Here is a 12,415-nt window from a genome sequence, read left to right as displayed (position 1 = left end):
GCCATGCTGGTCGAAATCGAAAATCTGAAGATCGCGTTCCAGACCCGCACCAGCCGTTTCGAGGCGGTGCGTGGTGTCTCCATGAAGCTCGGCACCGAAAAACTCGGCATCGTCGGCGAATCCGGTTCCGGCAAGAGCCTGACGGCGCGTGCGCTGATGAAGCTTCTGCCCTCCAATGCGGATATTCGCGCCGACAAGCTCGCTTTCGACGGGATCGATATACTGTCCGCCAGCGAAAGGCAGATGCGACAGATCCGCGGCAAGCGTGCGGGCTTTATCCTGCAGGATCCGAAATATTCGCTGAACCCGGTGAAGACCATGGGTGCGCAGATCGCAGAAGCATGGCGGGCTCATAAGGGCGGCAGCAAGCGTGCCGCCATGGAAGCGGCAATCGCCCTGCTCGACCAGGTGAAGATCCGCAATCCGCGTCAGGTCGCTTCCTCTTATGCGCATGAGGTTTCCGGCGGCATGGGCCAGCGCGTGATGATCGCCATGATGCTGGCGCCCGATCCGGAACTGCTGATCGCCGACGAACCGACCAGCGCGCTTGACGCCACGGTGCAGGCGGAAATCCTGCGGCTGATCGAGGAGCTGGTGTCGGAACGCGGCATGGGTCTCATTCTCATCAGCCACGACCTGCCGCTCGTTTCGCATTTCTGCGACCGCGTGGCCGTGATGTATTCCGGCCGGGTGATGGAGGAACTGAAGGCTTCCGAGCTTTTGAAAGCCCAGCATCCTTACACGCAGGGACTTCTGAACTGCATTCCCTCGCTGACGCATCCGCGCGAGCGTCTTCCCGTTCTCAACCGTGATGCAGCGTGGTCCAGCCAATGATCGACGTCGACAATCTCCGTATCAAGTTCGGCGACCGCGAAGTGGTGAAGGGCGTGTCCTTTTCGGTGGAAAAGGGTGGCAGCTTCGGCATCGTCGGCGAAAGCGGCTCGGGCAAGTCCACCATCCTGCGCGCCATGGCCGGCCTCAATGAAAGCTGGGAAGGCCGCATCGCCTTTGCCGGCAAGGATGCGCCGCTGCGTCGCACGCCGGAATTCTTCCGGCAGGTGCAGATGGTGTTTCAGGACCCTTACGGGTCGCTGCATCCGCGCCAGACCATCGACCGTATCCTCAGCGAATTGCCGCTGGTGCACGGTATGGACAATATTGAAAAGCGCATCCAGCAGGCTTTGTCGGACGTCGCGCTGCCGCAGGCGGTGCGTTTCCGCTTTCCGCACCAGCTCTCGGGCGGCCAGCGCCAGCGCGTGGCGATTGCGCGTGCGCTGATCGCCGATCCGCAGGTGCTGCTGCTCGATGAGCCGACCTCGGCGCTCGATGTTTCGGTGCAGGCGGAAATCCTGAACCTGTTGCAGGACCTGCGCGTGGCCCGCAACCTCACCTATATTCTCGTCAGCCACAATCTGGCGGTTATCGCGCATCTGTGCCCGCAGGTTGGCGTGATGCTGAATGGCGAAATGGTGGAGCAGCTGAGTGCGGACGATCTGCGCGAGGGCCGCACCAAACATCCGCATACGGAAGAGCTGCGTAGTTTGAGCATCCGGCTGGAAGAGCCGGCCTGAGGTTGACCGTCTAACCGACGTTACGCATGGATAAAGTGGGTGCCGCTCGCTTCTTCTCCCCGCCGGGGAGAAGGTCGCGGCAGCGGGATGAGGGGGCAAGCTCTCCGAAATCCGGCAAGGTTGCCCCCTCATCCGACCCTTCGGGCCACCTTCTCCCCCTCGGGGAGAAGAAACAAGCGGCGACGCCGGTGACAGAACCGTTGTCCTCGCGCGCTGCAATAGAGACACGAGACCGAACCATGCCACAGCAATTCGACTGGAACGCCGCTTCAACCCTTTCGCAAAGCTTCGTCTCGCAATGGGCGGGCAACGAGCCGGGCGGGGCGGTCATCGGTTTCGATCTCAACGGCATCCGTTTCGCACATGCGGGCGGTGTCGAAAGCCTTTCGACCTTTGCGCCTTTCACGCAGCAGAGCGTGGTGCGTTATGCCTCCGTCACCAAACATGCCTTCTGCGCCATGGTGCTTGCGCATTCCGATCTGATCGGCCTCGACGACCCACTCGGCAAACATCTGCCGGAGCTGCAATCGCCGCTCAGCGAGGTGACGGTGGGGCAGGCGCTGGATATGAGCGGCGGCCTGCCGGATACGCGGGAATGCCTCTCACTGCTTGGCCTTTCCGTATACACCGAGACGAAGGCCGGCCCGCTTCTCGACTATCTCTCGCGGCTGACGCGGCTGAATTTCGATGCTGGCAGCGAGGTGTCCTATTCCAATACCGGTTATCGTCTGGTGGAAGCGGCGCTGGAGCGCCGAGGTTTCCGTTTCGACGATTTCGTGCAGACGCAGATTGCCGACCCCTTCGGCGTGTTCCTGAAGGCACCGGATGTCTGGAACGATCCGGTCGATGGCCTCGTGCCGGGTTACTGGAAAGCCGAAGACAACTGGCAGCTTTCGGCCGCCGGTCTGCATATCTCCGCTTCGGGCAGTCTCGCCGGCAGCGCCGAAGCGCTGACCCGCTGGCTGCAGGGGCTGATGCGGGGTGAAGGCAGTTTTGCGAGTGTTCTTGACAGGCTTTCGGCTGAACGGCCGCTCGCCGATGGGCGGATGAGCGAATATGGTCTCGGCCTGCGCTGGTCGCATCTCGGCGGCAGGCGCTTCGTCGGTCACGGCGGTTCGCATCCCGGCTACAAGACTTATTTCCTGCTCGATCCGGAAAACGGCACGGGTTTTGTCGTGGTGTCGAACCGCGAGGATACCAACGGTTTCAAGATTGCGCTGGAAAGCATGGCGGCCCTCACCGGCCTGCCTTTGCCCAAACCCGCCGCCAGCCTGCCGGAAGGCCTCTATGTCACCGAAAGCGGTCCATGGTGGCTGGAGATCAAGGGCAGCACATCGACCTTCATCGATGGTGACGACACACTTTATGAAGATGTGGATGGCTGGGTCTCTTCCCGCTCCGCATCCTCGCCGATGCGTCTCAGGCTAGATGGTGCCGCCATTGTCGGCGAGGCGGGCCACGCCGCCCGCCGCTTCCTGCCGGTCGGCCAGCATGCCGTGCCGGATGATCTTTCGGGCTTGTGGTGCTCGGATGAGGGAGCGGAATTTATCATCAGCGGCTCGTCGCTGACCATGGGCATCGGCCCCACGCGCCGCAGCATGCCGTTGAAGGCGCTCGGCAATGGCCGTTTCCTCTTCACGCTGATTGACGGGCCATGGACCAAGCGTGTTTGCCTCAATCGTCTGGGTGATGATCAGATCGAGCTGGTTTCCAGCCGGGCGCGGATGATCGAATATTCAAGGGCTGTTTAAAAGAGTTTCATTCACGTCCCATTGCTCCTAATAAAGACGCTTTCCGGATAAACGGATAAGTGTTTTTGGTGGGAGTGTGGGCCGTGGAAGTCAAATGGCTCGAGGATTTCCTGGCGTTGGCCGGAACGCTCAATTTCTCGAAGGCGGCGGATGAGCGGCATGTGACGCAATCCGCGTTCAGCCGGCGCATCAAGCAGCTGGAAGCCTGGGTGGGCGCGACGCTGGTCGACCGTGCCTCCTATCCGTCGCGGCTGACCGAGGCGGGCGTGAAATTCGTGCCGGTGGCGCAGGAGACGCTGAAGCAGCTTTACCATGCGCGGCGCACGCTACTTCAGGAAGAGGGGGCGGATGCGAAAACGGTGCGGCTGACGGCGCTGCACACGCTATCGTTCACCTTTTTCCCGGACTGGCTGAAACGGGTGAACGAGACGGCGGGACCGCTGTTTTCGGTTCTGCGGCCGGATTCCGGCAGCATGGAGGAAAATCTCAATTCGCTGGTGGACGGGCAGAGCGATTTCCTTCTGACCTATGCCCACCCCGAAGTGCCGATGCTGCTTGATGCGCAGACCTTCGAGTTCCGTGTGCTGGGTGCTGAAAACATCATTCCCGTTTCAGCGCCGGCCAAAGATGGTTCACCGCTGCATGCACTGGTGGAAAACGCTCGAAAACCCTTCGCCTATCTGGACTATGAAAAGGCCTCGTTCTTCGGGCCGCTGCTGCGCGATCTCTTAAGCGCGCGCCTGCCGCAATTCGAGCGGGTGCATGAGGGCAGCATGTCGGTGGGGCTGAAAGCCATGGCGATGGCCGGCTGGGGTGTTGCCTGGGTGCCGGAAAGCCTGATGCGGCACGAACTGGATAGCGGCGCGCTGGTGCGTGCCGCCGATAACAGTTTCGATATTGCCGTCGATATCAGGCTTTATCGTTCGAAGGAGAACCGCCGGCCCGTAGTCGAGCGCATCTGGGCGGTTCTCGAAGGCTGATGTTTGCTTAAATCGCGGTGCGGCGGGCGTTTTCCAGATAGAGCGCGCGCAGACGGCTGACGAGCGGGCCGGGCTTGCCATTGCCAACCGGCTTGCCATCGATCTTCGTCACCGAGACAACGAAGTTGGAGGCGCTCGTCAGGCAGGCCTCATCGGCATTCAGCGCCTCTTCCAGCGTGAAGGGCCGCTCTTCTAGCGTGAAGCCGGCTTCCTTGGCCAGTTGCAGGGCGGCGAGGCGGGTGCAGCCGGGCAGGGTCTTGTTGCTGTTGCCGCGGGTGATGATCTTCTTATCGCCGGTAATGATATAGGCGGTTGAGGAAGCGCCTTCGGTGACGAAACCATCCTCAATCATCCACGCCTCGTCACAGCCTTCGGCCTTGGCAATGCGTTTCGCCATGACCTGCGGCAGCAGGCAGACGGTCTTGATGTCGCGGCGTTCCCAGCGCTGATCGGGAACGGATTTGACGGCGATGCCGGCTTCCTCGACGGGGGTGCCGATCAGCTTCTTCGCCTGGGTGAACATGACCAGCGTTGGCTTCAGATCGGCGGAGAACAGGAAGTTGCGGTCTTCGGCACCTCGTGTCAGCTGCAGATAGATCATGCCTTCCACGAGGTTGTTGTCGGCAATCAGGCGGCGCTCGGCCTCGACGATTTCCTTGGTCGTGACGGGCAGCGGCACGTCGATTTCGCGGGCGCTGCGTTCCAGCCGGGCCATGTGCAGGTCGCTGTCGATCAGCTTGCCTTCCAGAACGGAGGTGACTTCATAAATGCCGTCACCGAACAGGAAACCGCGGTCGAAGATGGAAAGGCGGGCGTCCGCTTCGGGCAGGAATTCGCCGTTGACGTAAACGATGCGACCGGATGGGCTAGTCATGAAAACTCCGTCTGGAAAAGTCAGGCTGAAAGAAGGGTTTTAAGGGCGTCGATGGAAATGGCCTCTAGCGTCGCGGTTTTGCCGGTGCCGGCATTGAAGCCTGATGTCGTATTGGCTGCACAGAGCGAATTGAGGATCGCCTCCTCCGTCGCCTCAATCGCTGCTTCGAAGAGCGGCGAAATCGCATCGTTGGAAAGTTCTGGATAGTCTGTGACGGCCTTGCGGCGCGCAGGCGTGCGGCGCAGCCGCTCATCGGTGGAAAATGCCAGCGCATAGTCACCGGAGCCATTGCTGAGTGCTGCACCCGTGCGTGCCAGCCCGCCGAAGCTTCTGGCCGCCAAACGCTTCAGGTTGCGGGAGGAGAGCGGCGCGTCGGTGGCGACCACGATGACGATGGAGCCGTCCTTGTCCTGATGGTCAGGGCTGACATAGGGCTTGCCGCAGACCAGCAGATGGCCGCCGTAATTGGACTGGACGAGAATGCCGAGCGTATAGGTCTTTCCGGTGATGGTGACGATGCGGGATGCGGTGCCGATGCCGCCCTTCATGCCAAAGGCCACCGTGCCGGTTCCGGCACCAATGCCGCCCTCGGCCACGGGGCCTGTGGCGGCGTTTTTCAACGCGGCCGAGATTTCCTCGATGGTCGGGCGGCCGGCGCGGATGTCGTTCAGGCGGGAATCGTTGGTCTCGCCAACGACCGAGTTGATCGACACCACTTTTTCATTGCCCGGCTGCGCCAGCGTATGGCGGTTGATCGCCTCGATGGCCCGGCCTGTCGCCAGCGTATTGGTGAGGATGATGGGTGTTTCGAGTTCACCGAGTTCCTCGATCTGGGTGGAGCCGGCAAATTTGCCGAAGCCGTTATAGACGGCGAAGGCGGCGGGCACCTTGTCCTGAAAGAGATTGCCGCCATGCGGCAGGATCGCGGTTGCGCCGGTGCGGATCGTGTCGCCTTCGATGACGGTCGAATGGCCGATGGTCACGCCTTCGACATCGGTAATGGCGTTGAGCGGGCCGGTCTCGAAATGGCCGGGCCGGAAACCGATATCGCGCAGTCTCGGGCGGGTCGTCTGATGCATCGGGCGATCACTTTTGCGGAATGCAGGCTGAAATTGGAACGGGCGCGGCTTGCGAAAAGCTTTGCCTGTCCGAACGTTAGCCTAGTTCTCCGCGAAACGGCATCGCAAAAATGGAATAGTTTTATGCGGGCAATGGATGCGCTCAGGAGGCGCGCAGCGTAGGTTCGCCTTCACGCTCCAGCCATTGCCGCATGGCTTCTTCGGTCTCTTCGTGCGTGGGTGCGCCGATGCGGCCGCCGAAGACGGTGCATTTCAGCGCGGCGGCAACGGAGGAGAGCCGGATGGCCGCACGGCTTTGCATACCTTCAGCCATCGCCAGCGCAAATGTGCCGTGGAAGATATCGCCCGCCGCCAGCGTATCCACTGCCTTAACCTGCATCGTCGTCTGGAAATGCACGGTCGGATCGCCGGCCTCCGTCCACCAGCAGCCTTGCGGTCCGGCGGTGACGGCGATGAAGGTCTGCGGGTAGCGGGCGTGTAGCACCGGTAGCATGTCTTTTACAGTTTCGATGCCCGTCAGCCGGGCGGCGGCGGGTTCGGAAAAGACGATATGGGTTGCGGCGGGGGCCAGCTTCTCAAGGGTTTCGGCGGGTGCAACGTCGCCATCCAGAATGGCTGGTTTGCCCAGAGTACGTGCCACAGTCAGCACATCGAGTGCCAGTTCCGGCCAGCGAACATCCACCAGAACGGCATCGAACGGGGCAAGGTCTTCCGGCGTGCAGGAGCGTTTTTTCTGATGCAGGCGATGATCGTAAAAAGGCACGATAAGCCGCTCGCCGCGGTCATCGATGATGATCGTCGAGAGTGCGGAGCGCGCACCGGCGGCGATGGTCATGCCGGCAACATCGATGCCGCTTTCGGCGAGATCGCGCAGGATGCGGGCGCCGGTCTCGTCATCTCCCACCGCACCCCACAGGCTGGCGCGGCCGCCCATGCGATGCACGGCATAGGCGGCGCTCGACGCCATGCCTTCGGCGATTTGCAGCATCTCGTAGGGCAGGACCTTGCCTTCGCCCTTCGGCATGTCATGCACACGAAACAGGGTGTCCAGCACGGCGGCTCCCACGCAGAGCACATGCTTGCCGTCCGGTTCCTTCACCATTCTCTTCGCTCCTGCCGTGTTCAGATACGCTTGCCGCTATCCTTGTCGAACAGATGCACCGTTGCCGGATCGATGGCAATGTGGATCGTGTCGCCGAAGCGGACATTGAGCCGCTCGCGGAACAGGCAGGCGATCTCGTCACCCTTGCAATTGAGCTTGGCGTAGATTTCCGAGCCGGTGCCTTCGACCAGTTCGACCCGGCCTTCGATGCCGGTTTCGGCGGCGCGGATATGTTCCGGCCGCGCGCCGTAGACGAGGTCACGGCCGCCGAGCTTGCCGATATCGGCATTGGCGGGCAGCGGCAGGCTGAGGCCCTTTGCGGTGCGGAAGACGCCTTCCTCCACCCGGCCGCGAATAAAATTCATGGCCGGCGAACCGATGAAACCAGCAACGAAGAGATTGGCGGGATTGTCGTAAAGCTCGAGCGGCGCGCCGATCTGCTCGATGACGCCGTCATGCAGGACCACGATCTTGTCGGCCATGGTCATGGCTTCCACCTGGTCATGGGTGACGTAAATGGTGGTGGTGCCGATGCGCTGGTGCATGGCCTTGATCTCGCCGCGCATCTGCACGCGCAGCTTGGCGTCGAGGTTGGAAAGCGGCTCGTCGAACAGGAAGACCTGCGGATCGCGCACCAGCGCGCGGCCCATGGCGACACGCTGGCGCTGGCCGCCGGAAAGCTGGCGTGGATAACGGTCCAGCAATTTTTCTAGCCCCAGAATGGCGGCGGCCCTGTCCACCTTGGCCTTGGTTTCCTCGGTGCTCACCTTCTTCAGCTTCAGCGCGAAGCCCATATTATCCTTGACCGTCATGTGCGGATAAAGCGCGTAGTTCTGGAAGACCATGGCGATATCGCGGTCGCGGGCGGGCAGGTGACTGACCTCGCGCGCGCCGATGTGGATTTCGCCGTCGCTCAACTCCTCCAGCCCGGCGATCATGCGCAGCAAGGTGGACTTGCCGCAGCCGGACGGGCCGACGAGGACGACGAATTCGCCATCCTTGATATCGATATCGATGCCGTGAATGACATTGACCGAGCCGAAGCGCTTCTGGACATTTTGAATATTGACCGGTGCCATATGCAGGTTCCCGTTACGAGCAATTCCAGCAAAAGTGCGTCGCGGTTTTGCGTCCGGAATTGCGTTAAAAGAGTAAGGGCATGGAATGCCCTGATTGGTTGGTTCAGCCGCCCTTGACGGCGCCGGCGGTCAGGCCCGCCACGATCTGTTTCTGTGCGAACATGGTGAGCAGCAGCACCGGCAGCGTGACGATCAGAGCTGCGGCGGCAAGCGGTCCCCAGCTGACCTGCTCGAAGGACAGCATGTTGTAGACCGCGACCGGCAGGGTGCGCGTTTCACGGCTGGCCAGCACGATGCCGAAGACGAAGTTGTTCCACGAGAAGATGACCGCAAGAATGAAGGAGACGACGATGCCGGGTTTGGCAATCGGCAGCGCCACCAGCCTGAACACTTGCCAGGAGGATGCGCCATCGATGCTTGCCGCTTCTTCCAGTTCCTTCGGCGTGGTCTCGAAATAACCGATCATGATCCAGACGACGATCGGCACGGTTACGACAAGATGGATGATGATCTGCGGCCAGAGCGTGCCCAGGAGGTTCAGCCATTGGAACAGCAGGAACAGCGGAATGAGGAAGGAGAGGCCGGGTGTCATGCGGGCGATCATGATGACGACGGCGGATTTTTCCGCCTTCAGTCGCGCAATCCCGTAACCGGCGGGCACGCCGATCACCAGTGCCAGAATGGTGGCTGCACCGGTGACGAGGACCGAATTCCAGAAATAGAGGAAGAAATTATTCTCCTCGAACACCTTCACATAGTTCGACCAGGCGAAACGTTCGGGAATGAGGATCGGCGGATAGGCGCCGTTGTCGATTTCATATTTCAGCGACAGCGAGATCATCCAGATGAAGAACAGGATGACCGGCGAGATCATCACCAGCGCCACGAAGAACAGGCCGATGCGATCGATGTTTTTGCGTTTCAGGATTTTAGCGGACATCAGCGATCCTCCATCTCGTTCCATTGCGAGCGCTGGCGCACCATTAGAAGCACGAAGGACAGCGCCACGATGATGATGAAGAAGACGACGGCCATGGCTGAGCCGTAACCGATGTCGTAATAGGCGAATGCCGTATTGTAGAGATAGATGTTGATGGTTTCCGACGCCGTGCCGGGTCCGCCTTGCGTCATCGCATAGATGATGTCGAAGCTTTTGACGGCGTCGATGGAGCGGATGATGACGGCGATCATCAGGAACGGCGCGATCATCGGCATGGTCAGGTAACGGAATTTCTGCCAGGCATTGGCGCCGTCGATTTCGGCGCTCTCATAGGGTTCGCGGGGTACTGCGGCCAGCCCGCCGAGCACGATCAGCATGACGAGCGGTGTCCATTGCCAGGTTTCCACCAGCACCAGCGAAGGAATGACGGTGGACTGGTTGTAGATCCATTCCAGTGGGCCGATGTGGATGAAGGACAGCAGGTAGTTCAGAACGCCGAGCTGTGGGTGGAACATCATGGTCCAGACGAGCGCGATGGCGACCGGGGTCGCCATCATCGGCATGACGAAGACGCCGCGCAGGAAACCGCGCAGCGGAAACTGCGCATCGAAAACCAGCGCCGCCAATGTTCCGAGGATAAGCGGGGCGACCACCGACAGCACGGTATAGATGAGCGTGTGCCAGAGTGATTCCCAGAACCTGATATCGCTGGCGAGCCTTATATAATTCTCGAAACCGATAAAGCTCTGCTCCTGCCCAAGCGTCCAGCGATGCGCGCTCATCCAGAGTGTGAAGACCCATGGAAAAACGATCACCGCCAGAATGACGACAAGTGCCGGTATGACGAAGGGCCAGTAGTTGGGAGCAAGCCTTGCCGGCCTGCTCCCTTCTTTCCGGCTTGCGCCTGTCTTGGTGTTTTCGATGCTCACGGAGGCCATTATCCCTCGCTACGCGCCAGAACGGGTGCGAACTGTTCCGTCGCCTTTTTCAGCTCGGCTGCCGGGTCTGCGCCGCCGATCATGTTGGTGAGGCCGACCCCGTAGATGTCGCGGAATTCCGTCACCGGAATGATGACGGGCAGCGCAAGCTGCGAGACCTTGCCGGAACCGACGACCGCATCCAGCCAGGCGGCCGGCATCTTCACGCCTTCGCGCACCTTCTGGTCTTCGAGGATGGACTGGCGGAAGGGAACGCCCGCACCGGCCTGCAGGAGACGCGCGCCCATTTCATGCGAGATCGCCCATTGGCAGAAGAGATAGGCGGCTTCCTTCTTGCTGCTGGCTTCGACGACGCCGAGGCCATCGCCAAACGTGCCGGCTGCCTGTGTTGCCGGGCCTTTCGGCATGACGCCGTAACCGACCTTGCCGACCACGCGGGATTTTTCCGGATTCTCGATCGGCGGCGCAAAGCCGACGCCGTCGAACCACATGCCGATCTTGCCCTGCAGGAAGGCCGACTGCGCTTCCGCCCAGTTGAAGCCGGAAACGCCGGGAGGGGCGGCTTTGGTCATCAGGCGCTGGTAAAGCTTGGCGGCTTCCACCGCTTCCTTGGATTCGGTGTCGATCTTTCCGTCCGCGCTGATGGGCTTTGCGCCGTAACCCAGCATCAGCGAGGTCCAGACCGGGGTGTTGGCGTTCTTCAGGCCACGCGCCACGAAACCATAGGTGTTGGTTGCGGGGTCGGTGATCTTTTCCGCCGCCGTCACCAGTTCTTCGAAGGTCTCAGGGTATTTCAGGCCCTTGGCTTCGAAGAGGTCCTTGTTCCAGTAGACAATCCAGTAATCCACCGAGAAGGGCAGCGAGCGCAGCACGCCGTCGCTATCCTTGGCAAACAGCATGCCGGCCTCGGCGAAATCCTTCTCGACCAGCGACGGATCGGTCAGCGACGGGTCCTTCAGGAAACCGCTGATATCGGCCAGCCACTTGCCCTTTTCAAACTGGCGTTTCTGCACGTGGTAGCTCAGATGCACCACATCGAAGCTCGGCTTGCCGGAAGAAAGCTCGATGACGACCTTCTGGCGCTGCTGCTGTTCCGGCGTTGCTTCGGCATTGACCTTGATGCCGGTCAGCTCTTCGAATTCGCCGAGATATTTGATCAGCGTTTCGCTGCGCGGGCTTTTGACGAGGTTAACTTCAAGCGTGGTGCCGGCGTGTTTTTTCCAGTTCACCGCCGCCGATGCCGGGCGAATGCCGAGCATCGCGCTGCCGCCAATCGCGGCCGTGCCTGCCAGAAAGGCGCGACGCGTGGGGTTGAGCAATGAATGCGTCATGTCAGTTCTCCTCCAGTTAGCCGGAAATTCTCCTCACCCCGGCTTGTTGCTTATTTTCATGCAATTCCGGCGCAGGATCCTCTTTAGTCCCTGCCGGAATTGCCCTATACCGCCAGCGCCCTGTCCCTTGCGTTGCGGATATGGGCGGTCAGACGCTCCACGGCGTCTTCGACGGATCGCCTCTCGATGGCCTCGAGAATGGCGAGATGTTCCTTCATCACCGACTTCACATGGCCGGCGATGCGAAAGCGCTCCTGGTTGATGAGGCGCATCTTGATGGAATTGACCCGATAGGCGTTCGAGATGATCGAATTGCCGAGCGCATCGATGAAGGCATCGTGCATGCCCCAGTCCACCTGTTGCGCATGCTGATCGAGCTCCGGCGATTCTCCATTATTTTCAGCCGCTTCGGCGATATCGCGATGCTGTTTCAGAAGCTTGGCGATAGTTTCGTCGGAAGCCGAACGGGTAAACAGCGCCACGGCTTCCTTTTCGAGGAAGATGCGGAACTGGAATGCCTCACGGATAAGGTTGATGTCGATATGGGCGACCTGCAAGCCGCGTTGCGGCACGGTCTTGATCAGCCCTTCCGCCTCCAGCCGCGGAATTGCCTCCCGGATCGCCCCCAGCGGCAGACCCGTCAGTTCCACGAGGCGGCGTTGCGAGATGAATTGCCCCGGGCGAACATCACGCGAGAGAAGGTGATGCGTAAAGCTTTCATACGCCCGTTCCCGCAATGTCTGTTCGCCGGTATCGTCCATGCTCAACCT

12 protein-coding genes are annotated in these 12,415 nt (G+C 60.8%); 4 read left to right on the top strand and 8 right to left on the bottom strand.

The genetic code is table 11. The features are described from left to right. Nucleotides 1-3: 3 nt before the first annotated feature. The 4 genes from CFBP6623_RS11925 to CFBP6623_RS11910 all read left to right on the top strand — a co-directional run bounded on the left by CFBP6623_RS11925 (nucleotide 4) and on the right by CFBP6623_RS11910 (nucleotide 4,302). Nucleotides 4-834 carry an ABC transporter ATP-binding protein gene (locus tag CFBP6623_RS11925; protein WP_046801564.1) on the top strand — a complete coding sequence of 277 codons (831 nt, stop codon included), beginning with the start codon at nucleotides 4-6 and terminating at the stop codon, nucleotides 832-834. Then, a complete protein-coding gene (locus CFBP6623_RS11920; protein WP_046801563.1) occupies nucleotides 831-1,571 on the top strand; it encodes an ABC transporter ATP-binding protein in 741 nt (246 codons plus the stop codon). The genes CFBP6623_RS11925 and CFBP6623_RS11920 overlap by 4 nt, the downstream gene beginning before the upstream one ends. Nucleotides 1,572-1,810: 239 nt before the next feature. Further along, complete coding sequence (locus tag CFBP6623_RS11915; RefSeq protein WP_046801562.1) at nucleotides 1,811-3,322, top strand: serine hydrolase domain-containing protein; 1,512 nt, start codon at nucleotides 1,811-1,813, stop codon at nucleotides 3,320-3,322. 83 nt (nucleotides 3,323-3,405) lie between these two features. Then, on the top strand, nucleotides 3,406-4,302 hold the full coding sequence (locus CFBP6623_RS11910) for a LysR substrate-binding domain-containing protein (protein WP_046801611.1): 897 nt from the start codon (nucleotides 3,406-3,408) through the stop codon (nucleotides 4,300-4,302). A gap of 7 nt (nucleotides 4,303-4,309) precedes the next feature. On the opposite strand, the gene CFBP6623_RS11905 is transcribed toward CFBP6623_RS11910, so the two are convergent. The 8 genes from CFBP6623_RS11905 to CFBP6623_RS11870 all read right to left on the bottom strand — a co-directional run bounded on the left by CFBP6623_RS11905 (nucleotide 4,310) and on the right by CFBP6623_RS11870 (nucleotide 12,406). Next, on the bottom strand, nucleotides 4,310-5,176 hold the full coding sequence (locus CFBP6623_RS11905) for a D-amino-acid transaminase (protein ID WP_035224438.1): 867 nt from the start codon (nucleotides 5,174-5,176) through the stop codon (nucleotides 4,310-4,312). A 20-nt stretch (nucleotides 5,177-5,196) separates the two neighbouring features. After that, nucleotides 5,197-6,255, bottom strand: a complete 1,059-nt coding sequence (locus CFBP6623_RS11900; protein WP_046801561.1) for a P1 family peptidase — start codon at nucleotides 6,253-6,255, stop codon at nucleotides 5,197-5,199. Between the two features lie 142 nt (nucleotides 6,256-6,397). After that, nucleotides 6,398-7,357: a sugar kinase gene (locus CFBP6623_RS11895; RefSeq protein WP_046801560.1), complete on the bottom strand. Its 960-nt coding sequence runs from the start codon at nucleotides 7,355-7,357 to the stop codon at nucleotides 6,398-6,400. Nucleotides 7,358-7,377: 20 nt separating this feature from the next. Then, nucleotides 7,378-8,436, bottom strand: coding sequence for an ABC transporter ATP-binding protein (locus CFBP6623_RS11890; RefSeq protein WP_046801559.1), 1,059 nt, complete (start codon nucleotides 8,434-8,436; stop codon nucleotides 7,378-7,380). A 103-nt stretch (nucleotides 8,437-8,539) separates the two neighbouring features. Next, on the bottom strand, nucleotides 8,540-9,361 hold the full coding sequence (locus tag CFBP6623_RS11885) for a carbohydrate ABC transporter permease (RefSeq protein WP_175414563.1): 822 nt from the start codon (nucleotides 9,359-9,361) through the stop codon (nucleotides 8,540-8,542). Nucleotides 9,362-9,375: 14 nt separating this feature from the next. Further along, on the bottom strand, nucleotides 9,376-10,314 hold the full coding sequence (locus tag CFBP6623_RS11880; protein ID WP_046801557.1) for a carbohydrate ABC transporter permease: 939 nt from the start codon (nucleotides 10,312-10,314) through the stop codon (nucleotides 9,376-9,378). Further along, nucleotides 10,314-11,645 carry an ABC transporter substrate-binding protein gene (locus tag CFBP6623_RS11875; protein WP_046801556.1) on the bottom strand — a complete coding sequence of 444 codons (1,332 nt, stop codon included), beginning with the start codon at nucleotides 11,643-11,645 and terminating at the stop codon, nucleotides 10,314-10,316. Before CFBP6623_RS11875 ends, CFBP6623_RS11880 begins: the two co-directional genes overlap by 1 nt. A 104-nt stretch (nucleotides 11,646-11,749) precedes the next feature. Next, the gene (locus tag CFBP6623_RS11870) at nucleotides 11,750-12,406 is read right to left on the bottom strand and encodes a GntR family transcriptional regulator (RefSeq protein ID WP_046801555.1); all 657 of its coding nucleotides are present in this window, start codon (nucleotides 12,404-12,406) and stop codon (nucleotides 11,750-11,752) included. Nucleotides 12,407-12,415: the final 9 nt, after the last annotated feature.

The sequence above is a fragment of the Agrobacterium tumefaciens genome (assembly GCF_005221385.1).
Taxonomy (GTDB): domain Bacteria; phylum Pseudomonadota; class Alphaproteobacteria; order Rhizobiales; family Rhizobiaceae; genus Agrobacterium; species Agrobacterium tomkonis.
Note: the sequence above shows the minus strand (reverse complement) of the source record. Positions and strands in the feature narration are given on the sequence as shown.

Coding starts and splice junctions, on each gene's coding strand:
- CFBP6623_RS11920 (WP_046801563.1), top strand. CDS start 831: ATGATCGACGTCGACAATCTCCGTATCAAGTTCGGCGACCGCGAAGTG.
- CFBP6623_RS11895 (WP_046801560.1), bottom strand. CDS start 7,357: ATGGTGAAGGAACCGGACGGCAAGCATGTGCTCTGCGTGGGAGCCGCC.
- CFBP6623_RS11925 (WP_046801564.1), top strand. CDS start 4: ATGCTGGTCGAAATCGAAAATCTGAAGATCGCGTTCCAGACCCGCACC.
- CFBP6623_RS11890 (WP_046801559.1), bottom strand. CDS start 8,436: ATGGCACCGGTCAATATTCAAAATGTCCAGAAGCGCTTCGGCTCGGTC.
- CFBP6623_RS11900 (WP_046801561.1), bottom strand. CDS start 6,255: ATGCATCAGACGACCCGCCCGAGACTGCGCGATATCGGTTTCCGGCCC.
- CFBP6623_RS11905 (WP_035224438.1), bottom strand. CDS start 5,176: ATGACTAGCCCATCCGGTCGCATCGTTTACGTCAACGGCGAATTCCTG.
- CFBP6623_RS11875 (WP_046801556.1), bottom strand. CDS start 11,645: ATGACGCATTCATTGCTCAACCCCACGCGTCGCGCCTTTCTGGCAGGC.
- CFBP6623_RS11870 (WP_046801555.1), bottom strand. CDS start 12,406: ATGGACGATACCGGCGAACAGACATTGCGGGAACGGGCGTATGAAAGC.
- CFBP6623_RS11880 (WP_046801557.1), bottom strand. CDS start 10,314: ATGGCCTCCGTGAGCATCGAAAACACCAAGACAGGCGCAAGCCGGAAA.
- CFBP6623_RS11915 (WP_046801562.1), top strand. CDS start 1,811: ATGCCACAGCAATTCGACTGGAACGCCGCTTCAACCCTTTCGCAAAGC.